17 protein-coding genes and 1 tRNA gene are annotated in these 25,897 nt (G+C 65.3%); 16 read left to right on the forward strand and 2 right to left on the reverse strand.

The features are described from left to right. Positions 1–2 precede the first annotated feature (2 nt). The 6 genes from DCG74_RS23960 (at position 3) to DCG74_RS23985 (ending at position 10,544) form a co-directional block, all read left to right on the forward strand. Complete coding sequence (locus DCG74_RS23960) at positions 3–1,208, forward strand: amino acid ABC transporter permease (protein ID WP_172789104.1); 1,206 nt, start codon at positions 3–5, stop codon at positions 1,206–1,208. Then, positions 1,205–2,725, forward strand: a complete 1,521-nt coding sequence (locus DCG74_RS23965) for an amino acid ABC transporter permease (protein ID WP_172789103.1) — start codon at positions 1,205–1,207, stop codon at positions 2,723–2,725. The genes DCG74_RS23960 and DCG74_RS23965 overlap by 4 nt, the downstream gene beginning before the upstream one ends. A gap of 11 nt (positions 2,726–2,736) precedes the next feature. Then, positions 2,737–3,474, forward strand: a complete 738-nt coding sequence (locus tag DCG74_RS23970; protein ID WP_172789102.1) for an amino acid ABC transporter ATP-binding protein — start codon at positions 2,737–2,739, stop codon at positions 3,472–3,474. Positions 3,475–3,568: 94 nt separating this feature from the next. After that, a complete protein-coding gene (locus DCG74_RS23975) occupies positions 3,569–5,800 on the forward strand; it encodes a tetratricopeptide repeat protein (protein ID WP_172789101.1) in 2,232 nt (743 codons plus the stop codon). Positions 5,801–5,914: 114 nt separating this feature from the next. Beyond that, positions 5,915–8,188, forward strand: a complete 2,274-nt coding sequence (locus DCG74_RS23980) for a glycosyltransferase family 41 protein (protein WP_172789100.1) — start codon at positions 5,915–5,917, stop codon at positions 8,186–8,188. A 118-nt stretch (positions 8,189–8,306) separates the two neighbouring features. After that, positions 8,307–10,544, forward strand: a complete 2,238-nt coding sequence (locus tag DCG74_RS23985) for a tetratricopeptide repeat protein (protein WP_172789099.1) — start codon at positions 8,307–8,309, stop codon at positions 10,542–10,544. Between the two features lie 61 nt (positions 10,545–10,605). On the opposite strand, the gene DCG74_RS23990 is transcribed toward DCG74_RS23985, so the two are convergent. Next, positions 10,606–11,640 (reverse strand): cysteine synthase A, encoded by a 1,035-nt coding sequence (locus DCG74_RS23990; RefSeq protein ID WP_172789098.1) that lies wholly within the window; start codon positions 11,638–11,640, stop codon positions 10,606–10,608. Positions 11,641–12,429: 789 nt separating this feature from the next. Here DCG74_RS23990 and DCG74_RS23995 point away from each other — a divergent pair. The 7 genes from DCG74_RS23995 (at position 12,430) to DCG74_RS24025 (ending at position 22,807) form a co-directional block, all read left to right on the forward strand. Beyond that, the gene (locus DCG74_RS23995; protein ID WP_210268534.1) at positions 12,430–13,851 is read left to right on the forward strand and encodes an efflux transporter outer membrane subunit; all 1,422 of its coding nucleotides are present in this window, start codon (positions 12,430–12,432) and stop codon (positions 13,849–13,851) included. Beyond that, positions 13,841–15,232: an efflux RND transporter periplasmic adaptor subunit gene (locus tag DCG74_RS24000; protein ID WP_172789096.1), complete on the forward strand. Its 1,392-nt coding sequence runs from the start codon at positions 13,841–13,843 to the stop codon at positions 15,230–15,232. Before DCG74_RS23995 ends, DCG74_RS24000 begins: the two co-directional genes overlap by 11 nt. Positions 15,233–15,268: 36 nt before the next feature. Next, positions 15,269–18,418 (forward strand): efflux RND transporter permease subunit, encoded by a 3,150-nt coding sequence (locus DCG74_RS24005; protein ID WP_172789095.1) that lies wholly within the window; start codon positions 15,269–15,271, stop codon positions 18,416–18,418. After that, positions 18,418–21,525 carry an efflux RND transporter permease subunit gene (locus DCG74_RS24010; protein ID WP_172789094.1) on the forward strand — a complete coding sequence of 1,036 codons (3,108 nt, stop codon included), beginning with the start codon at positions 18,418–18,420 and terminating at the stop codon, positions 21,523–21,525. The genes DCG74_RS24005 and DCG74_RS24010 overlap by 1 nt, the downstream gene beginning before the upstream one ends. Before the next feature lie 36 nt (positions 21,526–21,561). Next, complete coding sequence (locus tag DCG74_RS24015; RefSeq protein ID WP_172789093.1) at positions 21,562–22,302, forward strand: tRNA-uridine aminocarboxypropyltransferase; 741 nt, start codon at positions 21,562–21,564, stop codon at positions 22,300–22,302. A gap of 93 nt (positions 22,303–22,395) precedes the next feature. Beyond that, positions 22,396–22,469, forward strand: a tRNA-Cys gene (locus DCG74_RS24020). Positions 22,470–22,660: 191 nt separating this feature from the next. Next, positions 22,661–22,807 carry a hypothetical protein gene (locus tag DCG74_RS24025; protein WP_172789092.1) on the forward strand — a complete coding sequence of 49 codons (147 nt, stop codon included), beginning with the start codon at positions 22,661–22,663 and terminating at the stop codon, positions 22,805–22,807. A 78-nt stretch (positions 22,808–22,885) separates the two neighbouring features. On the opposite strand, the gene DCG74_RS24030 is transcribed toward DCG74_RS24025, so the two are convergent. Next, positions 22,886–23,080, reverse strand: coding sequence for a hypothetical protein (locus DCG74_RS24030; RefSeq protein WP_172789091.1), 195 nt, complete (start codon positions 23,078–23,080; stop codon positions 22,886–22,888). Positions 23,081–23,341: 261 nt separating this feature from the next. Between DCG74_RS24030 and DCG74_RS24035 the strand changes: the two genes are divergently transcribed. The 3 genes from DCG74_RS24035 (at position 23,342) to DCG74_RS24045 (ending at position 25,887) form a co-directional block, all read left to right on the forward strand. Beyond that, entirely contained in the window at positions 23,342–23,602 is a 261-nt protein-coding gene (locus DCG74_RS24035; RefSeq protein ID WP_172789090.1) for a hypothetical protein, read from the forward strand. Positions 23,603–24,053: 451 nt separating this feature from the next. Further along, complete coding sequence (locus tag DCG74_RS24040; protein ID WP_172789089.1) at positions 24,054–25,217, forward strand: PspA/IM30 family protein; 1,164 nt, start codon at positions 24,054–24,056, stop codon at positions 25,215–25,217. A gap of 10 nt (positions 25,218–25,227) precedes the next feature. Then, a complete protein-coding gene (locus tag DCG74_RS24045) occupies positions 25,228–25,887 on the forward strand; it encodes an OB-fold-containig protein (RefSeq protein WP_172789088.1) in 660 nt (219 codons plus the stop codon). The last annotated feature ends 10 nt before the right edge of the window (positions 25,888–25,897 follow it).

Consider the following 25,897-nt stretch of genomic DNA (forward strand, 5'->3'; position numbering starts at 1 on the left):
GCATGAGCACCGAGGCTCGAAAACCGCCGCCCCAGATCGCGCTGAAGATCCGGCGCATTCTGGGCGGCAAGGCAGGCTGGAACGGCGTTGCCGTCCAGTTTGCCTTCGCGGCGATCCTGGGCTGGATCGGCTACGAGATCGTCTCCAATGCGCGGGCCAATCTCGAGAACCAGCACATCGCCGCCGGCTTCGGCTTCCTCAGGAACAATGCCGGCTTCGACGTCAACCAGACCCTGATCTCCTATACCGGCTCGGACACGTTCCTGCGCGTGTTCGTGGTCGGGCTGTTGAACACGCTCGTGGTCTCCGTGGTGGGCATCTTCTTCGCCACGGTGATCGGCTTCATCGTCGCGCTGTGCCGGCTGTCGCCCAATTGGCTGCTGTCGCGCGTCGGCGAGATCTATGTCGAGGTCATCCGCAACCTGCCGCTGCTGTTCCAGATCCTGTTCTGGTATCTGGCGGTGCTCGCGGCCTTGCCCAATCCGCGGCAGAGCATTTCCCTGCTCGGCGTCGCCTTCATCAGCAATCGCGGCCTCGTCGTTCCGAGCCCGATCGGCCAGGGCGGTCTCGAGCCATTCCTGGCGGTGCTGGCGCTCGGCATCGTCGCCGCGCTGGCGCTGCGCTTCTACGCCAGGCGAGCGCTGTTTCAGCGCGGGCAGGTGATCCACATCTGGCCTTACGTGCTGGCCCTGCTGTTCGGGCTTCCGCTCGCCACGATGCTGGTATTCGGTCTGCCCTTCACCTTCGAGCTGCCGCAGCTGAAGGGGTTCAACTTCGCCGGCGGTTCACGCATCATCCCGGAATTCGTGGCGCTGACGGTGGCGCTGTCGACCTATACCGCCGCCTTCATCGCCGAGATCGTGCGCGCCGGCATCCTGTCCGTTCACAAGGGGCAGATGGAGGCGGGATCTTCGCTCGGCCTCAGCCGCGGCGCCACGCTCCGCCTCATCGTGGTGCCGCAGGCCATGCGCGTCATCGTGCCGCCGCTGACCAACCAGTACCTCAATCTCACCAAGAACTCGTCGCTGGCGGTCGCGATCGGCTATCCTGATCTGGTGTCGGTGTTCGCCGGCACGTCGCTGAGCCAGACCGGGCAGGCGATCGAGATCATCGCCATGACGATGGGTGTTTATCTCCTGATCTCGCTCCTCACCAGCGCGATCATGAGCGTCTACGGTTGGCGCGTCAGCCGGAGCCTCGGCGCATGAGCGATGTCATGTCATCCAACTTCGTCCGCCAGGACCTGCTCGCCGAGCGTCCGGCGCCGGTGAAGACGACGGGCTTCATCGGCCTGATGCGCACGCGCCTGTTCAACTCGCCGACCAACATCCTGCTGACGATCCTGGGCGCCTTGCTGCTCTGGTTCACCATCATTCCCTCCGTCAAGTTCCTGATGGTCGATGCGGTCTGGAGCGGCAAGGACCGCGCTGCGTGCCTCGCCGAGAACGCCGGCTTCGCAGTCGGCGCCTGCTGGCCCTACATCCAGGCGAAGCTCCCGCAACTGATCTACGGCTTCTATCCCGAGGCCGAGCGCTGGCGGGTGAACCTGACGCTGTTGCTCGCAGCCGTCCTGCTGTTGCCGCTGCTCGTTCCGCGGCTGCCGGCAAAGAGCCTGAATGCCGGCCTGTTCTTCGTCGCCTTTCCGGTGGTGGCCTTCTTCCTGCTGCACGGCGGCGGCATCAAGGGCTTTGGGCTGAGCTGGACGGCCGGCCTGCTGCAATTGTTCGACGAGAGCATCGTCGGTGCCGGACAGGCGCTGCTCACCTCGAGCAGGACCTCTGCGGTCGGCCCGCTGCTCTGGGCCGTCGGCAGCCTCATCGTCCTGCTCGGCACGGTGATCCATTGGCTGATCTTTCCGCTCACCTGGCTGCGCGACTATATCCAGGGCACGGGCCAGTCGGTCTGGACGGATTTCGCCATCACAGCCGCGATCGTCTGCCTGATCGCCTTCGTTCTCGGCGGCGGTGTTCGCACCGGCGGGCGGGCTCTGGCATCGAGCATCGCCACCTTCATTGCCATCGCCATCGTGCTCAAGCTGATGGATCTCGACCACGGCGGATTGCCGGTCGTGACGACGAACCTGTGGGGCGGCCTCCTGGTGACGCTGGTGGTCTCCGTCACCGGCATCGTCACTTCGCTGCCGATCGGCATTGCGCTCGCGCTCGGCCGCCGCTCGACGATTCCCCTGATCCGGATCTTCTCGATCGCCTTCATCGAGTTCTGGCGCGGCGTGCCGCTGATCACCGTGCTGTTCTTCGCAACCTACATGCTGCCCCTGTTCCTGCCCGGAAATTTCACGGTCGATGGCCTGGTGCGTGCGCTGATCGGCATCGCGCTGTTCACCGGTGCCTATCAGGCCGAGAACGTCCGCGGCGGGCTCGCGGCGATCCCGCGCGGTCAAAGCGAGGCGGCCGCCGCCCTCGGGCTGTCCTGGTGGAAGACGACCTCGCTGATCGTGCTGCCGCAGGCGCTGCGGCACGTCATTCCGAACCTCGTCAACAGCTTCATCTCGCTGTTCAAGGACACCTCGCTGGTCTCGATCGTGGCGCTGTTCGATCTGCTCGGCTCGCTGCGCGCCTCGTTCGCGGATCCGAAATGGTCGACGCCGTCGACGGCGTTCACCGGCTTCGCCTTCGCCGGGATCATCTACTTCATGTTCTGCTTTGGAATGTCGCGCTATTCGTTGTTCGTCGAGCGGCGCCTCAACGCCCACCGCCGCAACTGATCGAGGCCACCATGTCCGCCCCCATCGTCAAGATTTCCGGCCTGAACAAATGGTACGGCGATTTCCACGTCCTGCGCGACGTCGACCTTGCGGTGCAGAAGGGCGAGCGCATCGTGATCTGCGGCCCCTCGGGCTCGGGCAAGTCTACGCTGATCCGCTGCATCAACGCGCTGGAGGAATTCCAGGAGGGCGAGATCGTCGTCGACGGCATCGAGCTCGGGCCGAACCTCAAGCATATCGACGCGGTTCGCCGTGAAGTCGGCATGGTGTTCCAAAGCTTCAACCTGTTCCCGCATCTGACCGTGCTCGACAATTGCACGTTGGCGCCGATCTGGGTCCGCAACATCCCCAAGAAGGACGCCGAGGCGACTGCGATGAAGTTCCTGGAGCGGGTCAAGATCCCGCACCAGGCCAACAAGTTTCCGGGCCAGATGTCCGGCGGCCAGCAGCAGCGTGTCGCGATTGCCCGGGCCCTGACCATGAACCCGAAGGTGATGCTGTTCGACGAGCCGACTTCGGCGCTCGACCCCGAGATGGTCAAGGAGGTGCTCGACACCATGGTCGACCTCGCTGAAGAAGGCATGACCATGCTGGTCGTCACCCACGAGATGGGCTTTGCCCGCGAGGTTGCCAATCGCGTCGTGTTCATGGACGCGGGGCAGATCATCGAGGCCAACACCCCGAACGAGTTCTTCGCCGCCCCGCAGCACGCGCGCACGAAGCTGTTCCTGAGCCAGATTCTGCGCTGAGCCTCGGCGCCGGCGGCCTCGCCGGCCTGACCGCAAGCCTGGCACCATCCGAATCGGCTTGCCTCTCTTCGGACCCATCCTCCGGAGAGAGACCTTGCAGAGCAGTGCCGGCGCGCGCGCATACCAGAATGCGCGACTGGAAAAGAAGCTGAAGAAGCAGGCGGATGCCGTCATGGCCTTCGCGATCGAGGCGCTCGGGCAGGGCAGGCTTGCCGAGGCCGAGATGCTCTGCCGCGAGATCTTGAAGGAAGTTCCCGATCATTTCCATGCCACGCATCTGCTCGGCCTGCGCGCGTTCGACGGCGGGCGGCTCGACGAGGCCGAATTCCTGCTCGAGCGTGCGATTGCGCTCGATCCGCGCTCGCCCGACGCGCACGGCAATCTCGGGGCCGTCTATTTCGCGCTGGAGAAATTCAACGGGGCCCGCGCATGCCAAGAGAAGGCCATCGCGCTGAAGCCGAATTGTCCGATCACCCTGACCAATCTCGGCAATACGTTGCTGCACATCGGCCTCGGTGATGAGGCGATCGGGCTGCACGAGCGGGCGATCAGGCTGAAGCCGGATTATGCCGATGCGTTCTGCAACCGCGGCATGGCGGAGTTGATGACCGGCCAGTTCGAGTGCGCCAAGGCGAGCTTCGACCGCGCCCTGTCGTTTCAGCCATCTCACGCCGAGGCGATCGCGGGCGGAGGCATGGTCAGCCTCGAGCTCCGGCACTTCGCGGAGGCGGCCGCCGCCTTCGACGCTGCGCTCGCGATCAAGCCGGGATCGCCGCGGATTCTGCTGCAGCGTGGACGGCTCAACCTCAGTCTGTCCCGGCTGGAGCAGGCGGCCGCGGATCTCGACGCGGCGCTGGCGCAATCGCCACGGCTTGAGCTAGCGCTGTGCTGGCGGGCGCAGATCGACATTCTCGCGGGAAACACCGCGCGGGCGATGGCGGGCGTCAAGACACTGCTCGAGGTCAATCCGCGATCCGAGATGGGGTTGGCGCTTCTGGCGGCCTGCCACGTGAACCAGGGAGACATCGGGACGGCGCTCGCACACCTCGACGCTGCGCTCGAGATCGCACCGGACTTCCCGGAGGCGATCGGATACAAGATCTTCGTGTTGGACTACCTGCCGGAGGCCGATTTCGTCGCGCAGCAGGCCGCGCGAAGATACTGGTGGGATGCGATCGGTGCCAAGCTTGCGCAAAGGACGCTGGCGCCCCGGTCGCTCGATCCGGACCGGCGGATCGTGATCGGATACGTCGCGTCCGAATTCAGGAACCACTCGGCGGCGTACTCGCTGTTGCCGGTGCTGCGCCATCATGATCACGCCAGGTTCAAGATCGTCTGCTATTCCTGCTGGCCCATGCAGGACGACATGACGGAGAGGTTCAAGCCTCTCGCGGATGTCTTTGTCGACGCCGCACAATTGTCCGATGACGAGCTGGCCGACCGCATCCAGGCCGATGGGATCGACATTCTGATCGACGTGTCCGGGCACACGACCGGCAGCAGGCTTCATGTCTTTGCCCGCAAGCCGGCGCCGATCCAGGTCACGGGCTTCGGGCACGCTACGGGGACAGGCCTTCGAACCATGGACTACGTGCTCGCGGACCCGATCTTCATTCCGCAATCGGTGCGCCACCTCCTGGCCGAGAAGGTCCATGACCTGCCGTGCCTGATCACGATCGATCCGATCCTGCACGTGCCGCCTTCGGAGCCTCCCATGCTCCGCAACGGCTACGTCACTTTCGGCGTGTTCAACCGCATCTTCAAGATTTCGGACGAGGCCATCCGGGTGTGGGCGAAAGTCATGCATGCGGTGAGGGGATCGAAGATCATCGTCAAGAACGGGCTGCTTGACGATCCATTGCTGCGCGATCGGCTGATCGCGCGGTTCAAGGCGCAGGGCATCGCCGAAGAGAACCTCATCTGCATGGGCTCGACCTCGCGCCCCGAGCATCTGCGGGCCTTTGCGATGGTCGACATTTCCCTCGATACGTTCCCGCAGAATGGCGGCATCAGCACCTGGGAGTCTCTTTATGCCGGCGTTCCGGTCGTCGCCAAGCTCGGCAGCGGCGCTTCGTCGCGCGCCGGCGGCTCCATCGTCGCGGCCGTCGGCCTCGATGACTGGGTGGCCGAGGATGACGAGGGCTATGCCGCGATCGCGTGCAAATATGCGGCGCAGCCGGCCCATCTGGCAAAGTTGCGGGCGGATCTGCCGGCTCGGATCGCTGCCTCGCCCGCCGGCGACGTCGGACTTTACACGCGTGAGGTCGAGGCGGCCTATCGCCGGTTCTGGCGCGATCATTGTGCCGCCGCCTCGGAGCTGGTGTAGCAAGATCTTGCGCCGGGCCCCGTGAAATCCCGGAAGCGATGGAGCTCGGGTGACCGGCCGGCCAGGCTCGCGAATCAGTTAGACTTTGCCGAGGGCATCCTCCGGAGAGACACCTTGCAGAAGAGCGGCGGCGGCGCGCGCGCGTTTCAGAATGCGCGATTGCAGAAGAAATTGATGAAGCAGGCCGACGCCGTGATTGCCGCCGCGGCGAACGCCTATGGCCAGGGCCGATATGCCGAGACCGAGGCGCTGTGCCGCGAGATCCTGAAAGCCCTTCCGGATCATGTCGATGCCCTTCACCTGCTCGGCATGTGCGCCCATGACGGCCGGCGCCTCGAGGAGGCAAGAGAGCTGCTGGAGCGCGTGATTGCGCTCGATCCGCGCCTGCACGATGCCCATAACAACCTCGCGACCGTGCATTTCGACCTCGGCAATTACGAGGAAGCGCGGCGGTGCCAGGAGAGGGCGATCGCGCAGAAGCCGAATTTCGCGGTGGCGCTGACCAACCTCGGCAATACGCTGATGCATATGGGCCAGTACGAACAAGCGCTCGAGCTGCACGAGCGCGCCATCAAGATCAAACCGGATTATGCCGATGCGTTCTGCAATCGCGGCATGGTCGAGATCGTGCTTGGGCAGATCATGCGTGCCAAGGAGAGTTTCGATCGCGCCCTGCTGTTTCAGCCGCGTCACGCCGAGGCCATCGTCGGCAGCGGCATGGTCAGCATGGAGCTGCGACATCACGAGGAGGCGGCAGCCAAGTTTGCCACGGCGCTCGCGATCAAGCCTGGGGCGCCGAGGATCCTGGCCCAGCGCGGGCGGCTCAGCTACGAGTTGCAGCGCCTCGAGCCCGCGCTTGCGGATTTCGAAGCGGCGCTTGCGATCTCGCCCAAGCTCGAACTGGCGCTGCGCGGCAAGGCACAGGCCTGCCTCGTGATGGGAAAGACCGCGCAGGCGATGGCGGCCGCAGCGGCGTTGATCGAGCAAAATCCGCGCTCCGAGATGGGGCAGGCCCTGATGGGCTTCGCCTATTCAAACCAGGGAGACATGGAAGCCGCGATCCAATATCTCGATCGCGCGCTTGCTCTGCGGCCGGATTACGGAGATGCGATCAGGGGCAAGATCTTCTTGCTCGACTACCTCGCGGAGGCCGATTTCGCGGTCCAGCAGGCTGTGCGGAAGTCCTGGTGGGATGCGATCGGCTCGAAGATACCGCAAAGGACGCTGCCGAAGCGGCCGCTCGATCCGGACAGGCGGATCGTGGTCGGCTATATCGCCGCCGAATTCCGGCAGCACTCGGCGGGCCTCACCTTGCTGCCGGTGCTGCGCAACCATGATCACGCCAAGTTCGAGATCATCTGCTACTATTCCTGGCCGGGCGCGGACGAGTACACCGCCATGTTCAAATCATTGGCGGACGTCTGGGTGGATGCCTGGGGGCTTTCTGACGACGAGCTCGCCGATCGCATTCAGGCCGATAATGTCGACATCCTGATCGACGTGTCCGGCCACACGACCGGCAACAGGCTGCAGGTTTTCGCGCGGAAGCCGGCCCCGATCCAGGCCACCGGCTTCGGACACGCCACGGGCACGGGCATGCAGACGATGGACTATGTGCTCGCCGATCCCATCTTCATTCCGCCCTCGGCCCGGCACCTGTTTCCCGAGAAGATCCACGATCTGCCGTGCCTGATCACGATGGAGCCGGTCACCAATCTGCAGCCTTCCGAGCTGCCGATGCTCCGCAACGGCTACGTCACCTTCGGCGTGTTCAACCGCATCTACAAGATCTCGGATGATGCGATCCGTGTGTGGTCGCGCATCATGCGCGAGGTGCCGGGATCGAAGATCATCCTCAAGCACGGTCTGCTCGACGATACTCTGCTGCGCGATAGCCTGGTCGCACGCTTCATTGCGCAGGGCATTGCGGAGGAGGACATCACCTTCCTCGGCACCACCTCGCGCGACGATCACCTGATGGCGTTCGACAAGATCGATATTTCCCTCGACACGTTCCCGCAGAACGGCGGCATCAGCACCTGGGAATCCCTCTACAAGGGCGTTCCGGTCGTGGCCAAGCTCGGCATTGGGGCCTCCTCGCGTGCCGGCGCCTCCATCGTGGCGGCCGTCGGCCTCGGCGAATGGGTCGCGGAGGACGACGACGGCTATGTCGAGATCGCCCGCAAGTTTGCCTCGCAGCCCGAATATCTGGCGAAGTTGCGCGCGGGCTTGCCGGCCCAGATCGCAGCCTCGCCCGCCGGCAATGTCGAGATCTACACGCGTGAGCTCGAAGCGGGGTACCGCAAGTTCTGGCGCGACTATTGTGCCGCTGCCGGCGAGCGCGGCGACGCCGCGGTCAGCGAGGCGGACGCACCTGGCGGCTCCTGAGCCGCATCCTGCAGGCGAACCCCGGGATCTCCCGGACGGATTTCTGGTCCGGCAGTTCGGCCGGGCCGGGACGCGAATCAGTTAGACTCGGCCCTGGGCCATCTTCCGGAGAGACACCTTGCAGAGCAGCGCCGGCGCGCGCGCATTCCAGAATGCGCGATTGCAGAAGAAATTGAAGAAGCAGGCCGACGCCATCATTCCCGCCGCGGCGAGCGCCTATGGCCAGGGCAGGTATGCGGAGTGCGAGGCGCTCTGCCGCCAGATCGTGCAAGCCGTTCCGGATCATTTCGACGCCACGCACCTGCTCGGGCTGAGTGTGCAGCAGGGCGGACGCCTGGAGGAGGCGCAACAGCTGCTCGAGCGTGCGATCGCGATCGATCCGCGTTCGCACGAGGCGCAGAGCAATCTCGCGACCGTCTACGTCGTCCTTCAGAGATTGGAGGCGGCCCGCGCCTGTCAGGAGAGGGCGATCGCGCTGAAGCCGAATTTTACGCCGGCCCTTGTCGGCCTCGGCAACACCTTGCTCCAGATGAACCTGCCGGGACAGGCTATCGATATCTACGATCGCGCCATCAAGCTGAAGCCCGACTACGCCGACGCGCTTTGCAATCGTGGCGTGGCGGAGCTGGCACTGTACCGTTTTGACCGCGCCAGGGAGAGCTTTGATCGCGCGCTGTTGTTTCAGCCGCGCCACGTCGAAGCGCTCATCGGCAAGGGCATGGTCAGCATCGAGCTCAAGCGCTACGATGAGGCGGAAGCTGCGCTCGCGGCGGCGTTCGCGATCAAGCCCGATTCTGCGAAGATTCTGGCGCAGCGCGGACGCCTCAACTCGGCACTGTCGCGGCTGGAACAGGCTGCCGCGGACTTCGATGCGGCACTTGCACTTTCGCCGCGGTTCGAACTTGCCTTGCGGGGAAAGGCAGAGGTCTCGCTCAGCCTGGGGAACACCGCACAGGCGATCCTGGCCTGCACGACTTTGCTCGAGCAAAATCCGCGTTCCACGATCGCATTGGCCTTGCTGAGCTCCTGCCTTGCAAATCAGGGAGAAATCGCCTCCGCGATCGAACATCTCGACGCGGCGCTGGCGATCTCGCCGGATCCAGACTTGATGGCGCGGAAGATCTACTTTCTGGACTTTCTTCCCGACGCAGATTTCACGATCCAGCAGGCGACACGAAGGTCCTGGGGCGAAGCGATCGGCGCCCGCGTGCCGCAAAGGAAGCTCGCCTCTCGGCAGCTCGATCCCGACAGGCGGATCGTGATCGGCTATGTTTCTGCCGAATTCTGGTATCACTCGGCGGCGTTCGGCCTGCTGCCGGTGCTGCACCACCATGATCATGCGAGCTTCGAGGTCGTCTGTTATTCGTGTTCGCCGACGAAAGATGCGATCACGGCCGAATTCAGGTCGGCGGCGGACGTCTGGGTCGATGCCTGGCAGATGTTCGACGACGAATTGGCCGATCGTATCGAGGCCGACAAGGTCGATATCCTGATCGACGTCTCCGGGCATTCGTCGGGCAACAGGCTCCAGGTCTTCGCCCGCAAGCCGGCTCCCATCCAGGTCACGGGCTTCGGACACGCGACCGGTACGGGCCTTCGGACGATGGACTACGTGCTCGCGGACCCCGTCTTCATTCCGCAATCGGCACGGCATCTGCTGACCGAAAAGGTCTATGACCTGCCGTGCCTGATCACGATCGATCCCATCCTGGATGTGCCGCCGTCGGAGCTTCCCATGCTCCGCAACGGCTACGTCACCTTCGGCGTGTTCAACCGCGTCAACAAGATTTCGGACGAGGCCATCCGCGTCTGGTCGAACGTGATGCGGGAGGTGGCCGGATCGAAGATCATCATCAAGCATACGCTGCTCGACGATGCCCTGGTGCGCGACGGTCTCCTCGCGCGGTTTGTCGCTCACGGGATTGCCGAAGAGAGGATCACTTGCCTCGGCTCGTCCGAGCGCGCCGATCATCTGCGAGCCTTCGCCTTGGTCGATATTTCGCTCGATCCATTTCCGCAGAACGGTGGCGTCAGCACCTGGGAATCCCTCTATGCGGGCGTTCCGGTCGTCGCCAAGCTCGGCCACGGCGCATCGTCGCGCGCCGGCGGCTCCATCGTGGCGGCCGTCGGTCTCGACGACTGGGTGGCTGAGGATGACGCGGGCTACGCCGCGATTGCGTGCCAATTTGCTGCCCAGCCCGCGCTTCTGGCAAAGTTGCGCGCGGAATTGCCGGCCCGGATCGCAGCTTCAGCCGCGGGCAATGTCGAAGCCTACACGCGCAGGGTCGAGGAGGGCTACCGCAAGTTCTGGCGCGACTATTGCGCCGCAGCCTCGGAAGGCGGGGAAGTCGCTTAAGCCGGCCGAACTGCGCAGAGCTTGTCGACGTGCGCCCTCGGCCCGAGGACGCGCGTAACGATCACACGAACGGCGGCTTGATGTTGCTGCGCTTCTCCAGCCATTCCGGCACCGGCAGGTTCTTGGCGCGCATGAAGTCCGCGTTGAACAGTTTTGACTGGTAGCGGCTGCCGGAATCGCACAGCACGGTGACGATCGTCTTGCCGGGCCCGAGCTGCTTCGCAAGCCGCATCGCGCCGACGACATTGATGCCCGTCGAGCCGCCGAGGCACAGACCTTCGTGCTGGAGCAGCTCGTAGATCGCGCTGACGGCGTCGGTGTCGGGAATGAGATAGGCCTCGTCGACCTTGGCGGTCTCGACGATTGCGGTGGCGCGGTTGAGGCCGATGCCCTCGGTGATCGAGCCGCCGGGCGTCGCCTTGGGATCGCCGGTCCTGAAATATTCGTACATGCCGGCACCATGTGGATCGGCGCAGGCGACGCGGATGTCCTTGTTCTTCTCCTTCAGATAGCGGCTGACGCCGGCCAGCGTGCCGCCGCTGCCGACCGAGCAGACGAAGCCGTCGACCTTGCCGCCGGTCTGCTCCCAGATCTCGGGCCCCGTGGATTCGTAATGTGCCTTGGCGTTGTCGAGGTTGTTCCACTGGTCGGCGAACAGCACGCCATTGGGCTCGGTCTTGCGCAGCTCGTCGGCGAGCCGCCGGCCGACATGCTGGTAGTTGTTGGGGTTGGCGTAGGGAAGGGCCGGCACCTCGATCAGCTCGGCGCCGCAAAGCTTCAGGAAGTCCTTCTTTTCCTGGCTCTGCGTCTCCGGGATCACGATCAGGGTGCGGTAGCCGCGCGCGCTCGCAACGACGGCAAGGCCGATGCCGGTATTGCCGGCGGTCGCTTCCACCACGAGCCCGCCGGGCTTCAGCTCGCCGCGCTTCTCGGCCTCCAGGATCATCCATTTGCCGGCGCGGTCCTTCACCGACTGACCGGGATTCATGAACTCGGCCTTGCCCAAGATGGTGCAGCCGGTCAATTCCGAAGCCCGCTTGAGCTTGATGAGGGGGGTGTTGCCGATGGCCTCGACAACGTCGTTGCGAATGGTCATGTCAGGGGAAATCACTACCAAGGGGTTGATTGGCCTTGGCCCGAACCTAGTGCTTGGCAGGCCAAAGGGGAAGGCTTTTGCGCTGCGGCGAACCCGAGCGAAACGCCCACGGAAACAGTGATATGCCCGAGAAGAGACCGGCGCTGATGCGCGGGGCCATGAGGCGGGATATGAGTAGGAGGAAACAGCCGAACCCCGACCAGGGCAAGAAACGATTGCGCTCCCGATGAGCGCTGTCGCGACCAATTCTTGCCACTGGCGAGACGGGCTTGCGACAGGACGCGTGGACTGCGGTGACAGCCCAGGAGATATCGGCGCGTTGGACGGCTTCGTTTTCGGCAAGATTGACGGTGTGGCGCGCCGCGCAGAGGATGGGACTGAGCTGAAGGCGCGTGGCGCGGTCCAAATGAAGAGCGAAGCTAAGGGTGTGGCCGCGATATCACATGAAATCTTGGTAAGCTTGCTTACGTTTCCCAATGTTTCACAGTAAAAGAAGTGACTGCGAGACAGGTACTTTTGGTATTTTCTTCAGCTCGCGCCCAGCTCATTGGCTTGGGCATCTCGCAACTGCGGCACTGTCCCGCCGTTCCGGGCCCGGCTAGTATGCATCGCAGGTTCCGCAGAAAGCATCACCGCTGTGAACGCGTTGTCCAAGGCCACCCGACTGTCCCGCCGCGAATCGGTTAATCCGGCGGCGTTGCGGCGGCCTGATCTGCCCGGCGGGGGGTGGACGTGACACACCAAGTTCCAGCGATCGCCTCGCGGCGGTCTCTCGGTTCTGCATTCCGGATGCGGCCCGCGGCCCGATGGATGGCGGTGCTGTGCCTCGCCGCCGCCTCGGGGGCCTGCGTGCTGACCCAGGATCTTCCCGATCCCGCGCTCGACGTTCCCGCGCATTACAAATATGCCGGCAAGGGCGATGCGCCGCCGTCGCTGGATTGGTGGCGCGGTTTCCGCTCTGCGGAGCTGACGCAGCTGATGGAGGAAGCGCAGACCGTCAATCTCGACATCGCTGCCGCCGTGGCGCGTATCGTCCAGGCTGACGCCCAGGCGCGGCAGGCCGGCGCGGCGTTGCTGCCGAGTCTGTCTGGCACCGGCCAGGAGACCTATTCGCGCACCTCCGGCTCTTCGGCCTCGGGGCTCACCAATGGCGGCCGTGAGGTCGTCAACTATCAGGCTTCGCTCAGCGCGAGCTACCAGCTCGACTTCTGGGGCCAGAACCGCGATGCACTGCAGACGGCCGAGGAGACGGCGAACGCCAACCGCTTCGATCGCGACACGGTCGCGCTGACCACGCTCGCCGCCGTCGCCAACGCCTATTTCCAGGTGCTGGCCTCGCAGGATCGCATCAGGACCTCTCAGCGCAACATCGCGAGCGCGCAGCGCATCCTCGATGCGGTGAGGGACCGCCGCAAGGCCGGCACCGGCACCGATCTCGACGTCGCCCAGCAGGAGAGCGTGCTGGCGAACCAGAAGGCCCTGGTGCCGCCGCTGCGCCAGACACTCGATCAGAACGTCAACGCGCTCGCCGTGCTGGTCTCGCGCCCGCCGGAGAGCGTGCGCGTGCACGGCGGCTCCCTGGATCGGATCGCGATCCCGCGCGTGACGCCCGGCCTGCCGTCGGAGCTGCTGACGCAGCGGCCGGACATCCGCCGGCAGGAGGCGCAGCTCGCCTCGGCCACCGCCAACATCGGCAATGCCCGTGCGCAGTTCTTTCCGACCATCCAGCTCACCGGCAATGGCGGCTATCAGAGCGCGGCGCTGGTCTCGCTGTTCCAGCCGCATGCGGCCTTCTTCCAGCTCGTCGGCAGCGCGACGCAGCCGATCTTCGACGGCGGCAAGATCCTCGGCAATTTCGAATTGGCCAAGGCGCGGCAGGACGAGCTGCTGCAGACCTACCGCAAGACCATCATCCAGGCCTTTGCCGACGTCGACAACGCGCTGTTCTCGATCAAGCAGACCACGATCAAGCTGCAATTGCAGCGCGACGTCGTCGCCGCCTCGCGTCGCGCTTTCGATCTCTCCGAGCAGCAATTGCGCGCCGGCACCGCCGACATCGTCACCGTGCTCAACACCCAACTGACCCTGTTCCAGGCGGAAGACGCGCTGTCGCAGGCCCAACTCGCACGGCTTCTGGCCATCGTCAGCCTGTACCAGGCGCTCGGCGGCGGCTGGGAGCCGCGAATGGAGAAACCGGTCAATGCTCTTTAAGCCCGACACCAAGCAGGGCGCGGGAGAGGGGACGGCGACGAGATCGCGCGGCCGCGGCTTCGTCATGACCCTGATCACGCTCGCGATCCTCGGCGGCCTGGGCTATGTCGGCTGGATCGTCATGCACCAGCAGCAGACGAACAACCGCAACCAGCGTCCCGATCTGCCTGTGCCGGTGCTGGCAGCGAGCCCGCGCATCCAGGACGTGCCGGTCTATCTCGACGGCGTCGGCGCGATCCGCGCGCTCAACACCGTGACCGTGCGCTCGCAGGTCGACGGCAAGCTGATCGCGGTCAACTTCACGGAGGGCCAGGACGTCAAGAAGGGCGACGTGCTCGGCGAGATCGATCCGGCCATCTATCAGGCGCAGTACGATCAGGCGGTCGCCAAGAAGGCGCAGGATCAGGCCCAGCTCGCAAACCAGCGCATCGACCTGACACGCTACGAGCAGCTCGCCGCCTCCAACGCCGGCTCCAAGCAGCAGGCCGACACCCAGCGCGCGCTGGTCGCGCAGACCGAGGCGCTGGTCAAGGCCGATCAGGCCGCGATCGACAACGCTGCGGCGACGCTGAGCTACACCAAGATCGTGGCGCCGATCTCGGGTCGTGCCGGCCTGCGCCAGGTCGACCAGGGCAACATCATTCATGCCTCCGACACCACCGGCCTCGTGGTGATCACGCAATTGCAGCCGATCGCGGTGTGGTTCAGCCTGCCGCAGCAACAGATCATGCGGGTCAATGCGGCCGCGGCGAAGGGTACGCTCGCGGTCGACGTGTTCGGCAATGACGGCATTACGGTGATCGATACCGGCAAGCTTACCGGCATCGACAACCAGGTCGACCAGACCACCGGCACGCTCAGGCTCAAGGCCGAATTTCCCAATGCCAATTACCAGCTCTGGCCGGGCCAGTTCGTCAACGTCCGCCTCAAGGTCGAGACCTTGACGCAGGCGCTGGTGGTGCCGACCTCGGCGGTGCAGCGCGGCCCGATCGGCACTTTCAGCTACGTCATCGGCGAGGGCAACATCGTCTCGGCCAAGCCCGTGACGGTGACCCAGCAGAACGAGCATGATGCCGTGATCGCCAGCGGCCTGTCGGCGGGCGAAAGGGTCGTCACCACGGGCTTTGCCAATCTGTCCGACGGCTCCAAGGTGATCGTCGGCCGCGACGACCAGACGCCGTCGGCCGATCTCTCCCCGCGCAAGCGCTCGCGCGCACCGGACGCTCAGAGGCAGGACGGTGCCAAAGAAGGCCAGAAGGACGGACAGGGCAAGGACGGCGAGTTGCGCGCCAAGCGCAAGAGCAGCGAAGGCGACCAGAAGGGGCAGACCGGACCGGCACCGGGGCCGGGGGCATCGGAAAGTGGAGCCAAGCAGCCATGATCCGACAACGGCCGCTTGCAGCGGCAGGCACAGCCCATGGGTGTCTCTGAACCCTTCATCCGCCGGCCGATCGCGACCTCGCTGCTCGGTATTGCGCTTCTGATCGGCGGGCTGCTGGGCTATTTCGCGCTGCCGGTCTCGGCGTTGCCGCAAGTCGATTTCCCAACCGTGCAGGTGACGACGCAGCTGCCGGGCGCGAGCCCCGACGTGATCGCCTCGCTGATCACCGCGCCGCTGGAGCGGCAGCTCGGGCAGATCCCGTCGCTCTCGGCGATGAACTCGACGAGCTCGTTCGGCGTCAGCCAGATCTCGCTGCAGTTCGACCTCAACCGCGACATCGACGGGGCAACGCAGGACGTGCAGGCCGCGATCAATGCCGCGGCCGGCGTGCTGCCCAAGACGCTGCCTTACCCGCCGACCTACGCGAAGGTGAATCCGGCGGATGCGCCGGTGATGACGCTCGCGCTGCGCTCGGACACGATCTCGCTGCGCGCAATGAGCGACATCGCCGATACCATTCTGGCGCAACGTTTGAGCCAGATCTCCGGCGTCGGGCGCGTTTCCGTGCTGGGCGGGCTGAAGCCGGCCGTGCGCATCCAGGCCGATCTTGCGCGCCTTGCAGCCTATGGCATCGCGATGGAAGACCTGCGCACGGCGATCGCCAATGCCAATGTCTCGGGCCCGAAGGGCTCGCTCGACGGCACACAGCAATCCTACGTCATCGCCGCCAACGACCAGATCGCCGTCGCCGAGGCCTACAAGCCCGTCATCATCGCCTACCGCAACGGCTCTCCGGTGACCATTGCCGACGTCGCCCAGATCGTCGACGGCCTCGAGAACGACCGCACCGGTGGCTGGTACCAGGGCACGCCGGCCGTGATCATCGACATCCAGCGCCAGCCCGGTGCCAACGTCATCGACGTCGTCAGCCAGATCCGCGCCGAAATTCCCAAGGTCCAGCGCGCGATTCCGGCCGGGGTGAACCTCACCATCGTCTCCGACCGCACCGTCACCATCCGCGCCTCGGTGCGCGACGTGCAGTTCACGCTCGTCCTTGCCGTCGTGCTGGTGACGCTGGTCGTGCTGTTGTTCCTGCGCTCGATGCGCGCGACCGTGATCGCCGGCGTCGCGCTGCCGTTGTCGCTGATCACGAGCTTCGGCATCATGTATTTTGCCGGCTTCAGCCTCGACAATCTGTCGCTGATGGCGCTGACGATCGGCACCGGATTCGTCGTCGACGACGCCATCGTCATGATCGAGAACATCGTGCGCCACATGGAGAATGGCGACGGCGCGATGGAAGCCTCGCTCAAGGGCGCCAGCGAGATCGGCTTCACCGTGATATCGCTGACGGTCTCGCTGATCGCGGTGTTCATCCCGCTCCTGTTCATGTCGGGCCTGGTCGGGCGTATGTTCCGCGAGTTCGCGCTGACCCTGACCATCGCGGTCGTGACCTCGGCAGTGGTCTCGCTGACGCTGACGCCGATGATGTGCTCGCGGCTGCTCAAGCACGCGCACGAGGAGCTGGCCGTGCCGGGACTGGCCGCGATCAGCCGCTTCATCGACCGCACGGTCCATGCCTATCACCGATCGCTGTTGTGGGTGCTGGAGCGGCAGCGCGCCACGCTGGTCGTGACCTTCGCCACGCTGATCGCGACCCTGGTACTCTATGTCGTCGCGCCCAAGGGCTTCCTGCCGCTGCAGGACACCGCCTCGATCACCGCGGTGACGGAGGCTGGGCCCGACGTGTCGTTTGCGGAGATGAAGAGGCGGCAGGCCGAGGCGGCGGACGCCATCAGGGCTGATCCTGATGTGGTCGGCGTGGTCTCGGTGATCGGTGCGGGCTCCGTCAACCCGACCACTAATGTCGGCCGCCTCGTCATGAGCTTGCGGCCGCGCGGCGAGCGCCGTGACGATGTCAGCGTGGTCGTGACCCGGCTGAAGGAGAGGGTCTCCGGCATCCCCGGCATGACCGTCTATTTCCAGCCGGTGCAGGACGTGCAGATCTCGACCCAGTCGAGCCGCTCGCAATACCAGTACACGTTGACCGGCACCGATGCGACGCTGGTCTCGGAATGGGCGCGCAAGCTGGTTGCGGAGATGCGGCGCGATCCCCTGTTCCGCGACGTCTCCTCGGAGGCGCAGGAGGGCGGCCTGCGGGCGCAGCTCGACGTCGACCGCACCCGGGCCGGCCAGCTCGGCGTGAGCCTGCAAGGAATCACCGACACGCTGAACGATGCCTTCGCACAGCGGCAGATCTCGACGATCTACGGCCAGGCCAACCAGTACCGCGTGGTGCTGGAGGCGCTGCCGATGTACCAGCGCGATCCCTCGATCCTGTCCAAGCTCTATCTGCCGGGCGCGGCGAGCGCCACCGCCGGCGCGCCCAATGCCCAGGTGCCGCTGTCGGCCGTGGCGACGCTGAAGCGGACCACGGCGCCGCTCGCGATCTCGCACCAGGCGCAATTCCCGTCGGTGTCGCTCAGCTTCAACCTCGCGCCGGGCGCGGCGCTCGGCGATGCCGTCGAAGCCGTGAAGGTGATCGAGACCCGCATCGAAATGCCGGGCAGCATCGTCGGCATTTATGCCGGCGATGCCGCCGAGTTCGCCAAGGCGCTGGCCGGCCAGCCGTGGCTGCTGCTCGCCGCCGTGATCACGATCTACATCGTGTTAGGGGTGCTCTACGAGAGCTACATCCACCCGATCACGATCCTTTCGACGCTACCCTCGGCCGGCGTCGGCGCCATCCTGGCACTGATGTTGTGCGGACAGGACCTCTCGGTGATCGGCCTGATCGGCATCATCCTCCTGATGGGCATCGTCAAGAAGAACGCGATCATGATGATCGACTTTGCGCTCGAGGCCGAGCGCGGGCAGGGCATGTCGCCCCATGAAGCGATCGTGCAGGCGTGTCTCTTGCGCTTCCGCCCGATCATGATGACGACGCTGGCGGCGCTGTTCGGGGCGCTGCCGCTCGCGATCGAGAGCGGCACCGGCGCCGAGCTGCGCTTTCCGCTCGGCATCTCCATCATCGGCGGCCTTCTGCTCAGCCAGCTACTGACACTTTACACGACGCCCGTGATCTATCTGGCGCTCGATCGCATCAACCGCCGTCTCGAGCGGGCGCTGCCGCCGACCGAACCCGGCGGCCCGCCGGTCGCCGGCGCGACCGAGGGGATGCAGTGATGGCGTCGATCTCGGAGCCCTTCATCCGCCGTCCGGTCGCGACCACGCTGCTCTCGATCGGGCTGTTCCTGCTGGGGGTCGTCGCCTACGAGTTTCTGCCCGTCGCCTCGGTCCCGAACGTCGACTTCCCCGCCATCTTCGTCTCCGCCAGCCGGCCCGGCGCCGATCCATCCGTGATGGCGGCGACGGTGGCATCACCCTTGGAGCGGCGTCTCGGCGAGATCGCCGGTATCAACCAGATCACCTCGACCTCGAGCCTCGGCACGACCAGCATCCAGCTCCAGTTCGACATCGGCCGCAACATCGACAAGGCTGCGCGCGACGTGCAGGCGGCCATCAACGCCGCGATGGTCGACCTGCCGAGCGACCTGCCGACGTTGCCGCGTTTCCGCAAGGCGAACACGGCCGGCGCACCCATCTTCGTGCTGGCGCTGACCTCCAAGACGATCTCTCCGTCGGCGATCTACGACGTCGCCGACAGCGTGCTGGCGCAACGCATCTCACAGGTACCTGGCGTCGGCAACGTGTCGATCTCCGGCGCCGACCAGCCGGCCGTGCGCGTGCAGCTCAACCCGGTCGCACTGTCCAATGCTGGAATAGCGACCGACGACGTGCGCACCGCGATCATCGGCGCCAACGCGCTCGGCCCCGTCGGCATCTTCGAAGGCGAACGTCAAAGCGAGACGCTTTCGCTGAACAAGCAGATGCGCACGGCGAAGGAGTTCCGCGACATCGTCATCAAGAGCTCGGGCAGCAATTTCGTGCGGCTGTCCGATGTCGCCGACATCGAGGATTCCGTCCGCAACGTCCGGTCGATCGCCTGGTTCAACAGGCAACCGGCGGTTCTGATCCAGATCACCAAGCAGGGCGATGCCAACGTCATCGACACCGTCGACAGGGTCAAGGCGCTGATCCCCGAGCTGAAGCAGTGGATCCCCGCCGGGGTCGAAATCTCCACCCTGGTCGATCGGACCGGCACGATCCGCGCCAGCGTGCTGGATATGCAATGGACGCTGCTGGCGACGGCCGTCCTGGTGATGGTCGTCGTATTCCTGTTCCTGCGGCGGATCACGCCGACCATCGCGGCCGGCATCTCGGTGCCGCTGGCACTCGCCGGGACCTGCGCCGGCATGTGGGTCGCGGGCTTCTCCATCGACAATCTGTCGCTGATGGCGCTCGCCATCTCCGTCGGCTTCGTCGTGGACGATGCCATCGTCATGATCGAGAACATGTTCCGCAATCTCGAGCACGGCATGCCCCCGTTCCGGGCGGCGCAGGAGGGCGCCAAGCAGATCGGCTTCACCGTGGTTTCGATCAGCCTGTCGCTGATCGCGGCCTTCACGCCGCTGATCTTCATGGACGGCGTCGTCGGCCGGCTCTTACGCGAATTCTCCCTGACGCTGACCTTCGCCATCCTGGTCTCGACGCTGGTGTCGCTGACGGTCACGCCGATGATCTGCGCCCATTACATCCGGCAGACCACCTCCGGCACGGCAACGCTGTTCGACCGCATCATCGAAGGCACGCTGTCGCGCACCATCGTGTTCTACGCTCGCAGCCTGCGCACAGTGCTGGAATTCCCGCTGCTGACGTTGCTGGTGTTCTTCGCCACCATCGCGCTCACGGTGACGCTATACGTCAAGATCCCCAAAGGCTACTTCCCGACGGACGATTCCGGCTTGATCATCGGCGCGACGCGCGCCTCGGCCGATATCTCGTTCCAGTCGATGCTCGGCCTGCAGCAGCGGCTCGCCGAGATCGTGATGAAGGATCCGGCCGTGGCCGGCATCGGATCGACCGTCGGCAGCGGAGGCGGGGGCCCGGGGCCGGCGACCTCGAACCGCGGCACCATGTTCATCAGCCTGAAACCGCCGGAGGAGCGCGCGCACGTGTCGACGGAGGTCGTGATCGACCGGCTCAGGCGGGCGCTGTATCCCGTGCCCGGCATCCGCCTCTTCATGTTCGCCGCCCAGGACGTGCGCGCCGGCGGGCGGCAGAGCGATTCCGATTACCAATATACGCTCACCAGCACCGATCTCGGCCTGCTGCAGACATGGGCGCCGATCGTGGCCAAGCGCATGGAGAGCGTGGAGGGCATCACCGACATCTCCAGCGATCGCGACCCCGGCGGCCTGCAGCTGACGCTCGCCATCGACCGCCAGAAGGCGTCCGCGCTCGGCGTCAGGGTTCAGGACATCGACAACGCGCTGAACAACGCGTTCGCACAGCGGCAGATCTCCATCATCTACACCCAGCGCAACCAGTACATGACCGTGCTGGAGATCGACCCGAAGTTCCAGGTCGACCCCTCCAATCTCGATCGCATCTACGTCGCCGGCGCGGGAGATGCGCAGGTGCCGCTGTCGGCCGTGGTGCGGGCGACGCGCGGGCTCGCTGCGCTCGCCGTCTATCATTCGCAGTCGTTCCCATCGACTACGGTGTCCTTCAACCTGATGCCGGACGTGCCGCTTCAGGCGGCGACGCAGAACATCCAGCGCGCGGTCGATGAGTTGCACATGCCGGAAGGCATTCGCGGCAGCTTCGACGGCAATGCCGGCGACTTCGCCAGGACCAGCGGCCGCCAGCCGCTCTTGATCCTCGGCGCGTTGGTTGCGATGTATATCGTGCTCGGGGTGCTCTATGAGAGCCTCGCCCATCCGCTCACGATCATCTCGACGCTGCCCTCGGCCGGCTTAGGTGCGCTGCTCGCCTTGCAGCTCACCAACACGCCGCTGACGGTGATTGCCTTCGTCGGCATCATCCTCTTGATCGGCATCGTCAAGAAGAACGGGATCATGATGGTGGACTTCGCGCTCGACGCCGAGCGCCAGCGCGGCCTGTCCTCGGCCGAGGCGATCTTCGAGGCCTGCCAGGCGCGTTTCCGCCCGATCCTGATGACGACCATGGCGGCGCTGTTTGCCGGCATTCCGCTGGTGATCGCGACCGGCCCCGGCACGGAGCTGCGCCGCCCGCTCGGAATCACCATCATCGGCGGCCTGTTCGTCTCGCAGATCCTGACGCTGTACACGACGCCCGTGATCTACCTGCTGATCGACCGCATGCGGCGCCGCTCCGGGCCGCGGCCGCTGGCGGCACCGGCGGAATAGGTTGTTGACGCGCCGCTTCAAGCGTATAGCGGCGCCATGCCCAACCCGCCCGACACCGTCGCCGCGCCGGCCGAACTGATCCCTGAATGCCCGCATTGCCAGAAGCCGATGCCGCTCTGCATTTGCGACAGCGTCACGCCGATCGAGAACCGGCTCTCGCTCCTGATCCTCCAGCATCCGCAGGAGCAGGACAGAGCGCTCGGCACGGCGCGGCTGCTGGCCAGGCACTTCGGCGATGCCACCGTGCGGGTCGGCCTGTCCTGGCCGAGCCTGTCCAAGGCGCTGGGACGGCCGGTCGAGAATGCCTCGCGCTGGGCCGTGCTCTATCTCGGCTCGGCGCGCGCGGCCGATCTCGATGCTGAAGGCGAGATCGTCGCGCTCAACCGCAAGGGCGAGGTCGCGGAGAACCAGCGCGCGCTCCTCGGCAAGCTCGAAGGCGTGGTGCTGCTCGACGGCACCTGGAGCCAGGCCAAGGCGCTGTGGTGGCGCAATCCCTGGATGCTGAAATGCCAGCGCGTGATCCTCAATCCGTCACGCCCCTCGCGCTACGGACGCCTGCGCAAGGAGCCGCGCCGCGACGGTCTCTCGACCATCGAAGCGGCGGCGACGATTCTGGCCGGCCTCGAGCGGCGTTCCGACATCGCCGAGACGTTGCTTACCAGTTTCGAACGGATGCTGGCGCGCTACCGCGAGGTCCAGGCAGAGATGCCGGAACTCGCGCCCAAACCCGCGCCGAAGAGCCGTCGGCGCGACTTCCGGCGCGGCAAGCGCGCCTGACTTTGGTCCACATTGGAAAAGGCTAGTGCCGTCAAAGTCGGACGAAGGCGGTTGCCTCGGCCATTGATCCCCTATATTGCTCCGCCCCTACGGGGCCACGTGGCGGAGTGGTTACGCAACGGTCTGCAAAACCGTGTACACCAGTTCAATTCTGGTCGTGGCCTCCATTACAAGCTCCTGATTTTTCAGCAAAAATGCGAACTCGCCGCGGCTTTCACGGCAGTGCCGGCAAGGCCTGCATTGCCGCGCCCACCGGGTTTGTCCGGGGCTTGGCGGAAACCCGCGATTCAGTCCCATGGCACAGACTTCGCATGTGCGAAGCGATGCATGTTCCCATCAACTGAGCGCTGGAGAGCACGTGGGCGAAATCGTCCGATTTGTCTCGAAATCCGAGCTGGAGCGGGCTCGTCTCATTCGTGAGGCGCGCGCGATCTATGACAGCATCTTCCCACCGGCCGTACCCGAGCGGGCGCCGCAGGACGGCGACGAGCGCGCCAAGAATTGATCGTCGTGACGCTGGGCGTGGGGGCTCGGTGGTGGGCCGCCCGCGAGGCGAGCCGCATCCGCTGACGTGAAGTCGGCCTCAGCAGGCCGCGTACCAGCCGTCGGGAAAGGGCAAGAGGGGCCAGGCGCCCTCGTTGTCATTGGCTGCCTTGGGCGTCGCGTCGAAGCTCCACGAGCGAGGCACGAATTCCTCCACCGGCACAGGCGCGAAATCTTCAAAGACCATGGCGTCCCGGACAGCATCCAGCAGCAAATTGAATTCGGCTTCACTCATCACACCCTCGCAGAACGCGGATGGCGCAATGTCGCAAAGCCGGTTTGTTTCCGGATTGACCCGATCGTTCGCATTTTAACGATGCGGCGATCGGGATCCGAATGGTTAGCGAATCCTGAAAATCCCCGGGCAACCCTAAGCGCCGCCGCCTCGCGGCGGGTGTGAATGAAGTCACATTCTCAGCGGTTTATTTCTCCTACCCCTTTGCACCATGCCGGCCAATGCAGGCCGGAGCGGGCAGGGCAGAGCGGGAGACTGGTCATGAAGGCGAGATTCTTGCGGTTTGCGGGCGTGAAGAACCGGGCGCGGGGCGCCTCGACGGTCGGGCTGTTCCTGACGCTGTTTGCCTCCGCCGCCCATGCACAGGGAACAGCGGAGCAGCGGCGGGCCTGTACCCCCGACGTCTATCGGCTGTGCGCCGGCGAGATCCCCAACGTCCGCGCCATCACCACCTGCCTGCGCCGCAACCGCGCCAGCCTCAGCGAGGCCTGCCGATCCGTGTTCGACCAGGCGGGTGGCTGAACGGCCCCGCTTGTGGGTTTGTGCGCAGCAAGGGCATCGCACGGGCTCGCGAATCCGCCACAGTCACCCTGTGGATATGCTGTGGATTTGCTGCGGATACCGGACGTGGATGCTTCGCTCTCTCGTCGCATCCTGGTCGGCAATCGTCATAGCTCTGTCAAATGAGCTCACCGAATGATTCGTAAACGCGAAGAAGTTGCGGCGCCGGCCGATATCAGTTGGTTTCCAGCATTCGAAGCCCCATTGATGGACCACGGCCTGCCGAACCGTCCCCGCATTTCGCCTCAAATTGCAACCGGCGCGTGCAAGAAGTCTTGATCGGCCGTGAGCTAGGGGTGATCAGGCCGCCTTGAACGCGGGCCCGGAGCGCCGCGACTAACCGACAGAGTGCATAGGGATCAGCGGAACGTGATCGAGCTTCCTCTTCCGAAAGCACCAAAATGGTGCTTTAGTGCTTTCCATGAGCCAATCGCCCCGAAACGCGCCGTCTGCGCTGCGTTACAGGCTTGCCCCTGACCCGGCCGCCAAGGCCGCCATCGAGGCGACGTTTCAGGCTTATGACCGCATGATGGAGATCCTCGACGAGGTGGCGCGGGCTCACAATGTGGGTTCCAACGTGGTCCTGCTCCACGCCCATGCCTACGAGTCGATCCGCAAACAGACCGCGCTGCCCTCGCGGCTGGTGACGCTCGGCCTGCGCGACCGCACGGAGTATCGCGCCGCCCAGGGGCGCCGCCTGCCGCTCGACGACAAGCTCGCCAAGATCAAAGGGCCCGCCACCATTTCGATCGCGACCGTGCAAGGGCGCTTCAGCGTGCCCTTCGACTACGCCGGCTATGCCGAGGGCTGGGGCCAGAGCGTGCCGGCGCGCCTCATCCGCACCGACGACGGTTTCGAAGTTCACTACGGCGTCACGCCGAACAGCCTGCCAGAGGAGGAGAACGCCATGGATACCATCGCTGCCGCTCCCGACAACTTCCTGTCCCGTGTCGGGCGCCTGATCGCCGGGATCGCGTACGATGCGATCGAGCAGGCGGAAGGCAAGAACAAGCTCAAGGTGGTCGGACAGGCCATCCGCGAGATCGAGCGCGCCGAGAGCGAAGCGCGAGATGCGCTCGCCGCCGCGCGGGCCGAGGAATACCGCCTCAACGCGCGCCGTAGCGAAATCGAGCGCGCGATGACCGATCTGACCGCCAAGATCGAGGGCGCGATCGCCGATGGCCGCGACGATCTCGCTCGCGCCGGCATCGCGCGGCAGATGGATCTGGAGGCGCAGTTCGAGGTGCTCTCGCGGGCCATCGACGAGAACAACGAGAAGATCGAGCAATGCGTCACCTCGCTGCGCGCGGTGCTGTCGGCGCTCCAGGATGCCGAGCAGCGCCGCGCCGATCTCGAAAAGAGCGAGGCACATGCCAGCCCACAGGCATCAACGTCGTCGCGGAAATCCGGCGGCACCTCCGCTGCCGCGAAGGCGTTGCGCGCGGGCAGGGCGGTGGCGCGGGCCACCGGCGTGCCTCCGGGCATCCCTTATTCGAGCGACATCGACGAGCTCAGCACGTTGCATCGCGACAAGGAAATTGCAGCGCGGCTGGCCCGGTTGAAGTCGGGCTCCTGAGTGCCGTGTCATGAGCGCTCTGCTCGAACACGTCATGTCGCCGGAAGTCAGGCCGTTCGCTATCGCGGCGGCCATGATCGTCATCGTCGGCTCGATCGAGGTGGTCTCCATGCTGGTGGGGGCCTCGCTCAGCGAGATGCTCGGCACCAACATCGATTTCGCCCATCCCAGCGACAACGGCGTGCTCAATGCCATCTCCTGGGTCAATGTCGGTGGCGTGCCGCTCTTGATCTTCCTGTTGTTGCTGCTCGGCGCCTTCTCCATTACCGGCTTCCTGATCCAGGACATCGCCCGGTTTGTTGCAGGTCCCTTGCCGGCGACGGTCGCCTCTGCCGCCGCCGTCGTGGTGTCGGTTCCGCTGGTCCGCTCCGCCAGCAGGGCCATCGCGCGGGTCATTCCCAAGGACGAAAGCTACGTCGTTGGCTTGGGGGATCTCGTCGGCCGCATCGGTGAGGTCGTCGTCGGCCCGCTCGACCAGGGGCCGCCGGGCCGCGTCAGCGTCGCCGACGTCCACGGCAACCGTCATTTCGTCTCGGCGGTCGCGGCGCCGTCATCGGGGCCTTTGCCGCAGGGAACCATGGTCCTCCTGGTCGACCGCGATGGCACCCGTTTCGTCGCGGTGAAGGCCGACGATGAACTCAAGCCGTCCAAGCCCACTCTAAGCAGTTAGCAAGTCCCAC

It is taken from the genome of Bradyrhizobium sp. WBAH42, assembly GCF_024585265.1.
GTDB lineage: Bacteria > Pseudomonadota > Alphaproteobacteria > Rhizobiales > Xanthobacteraceae > Bradyrhizobium.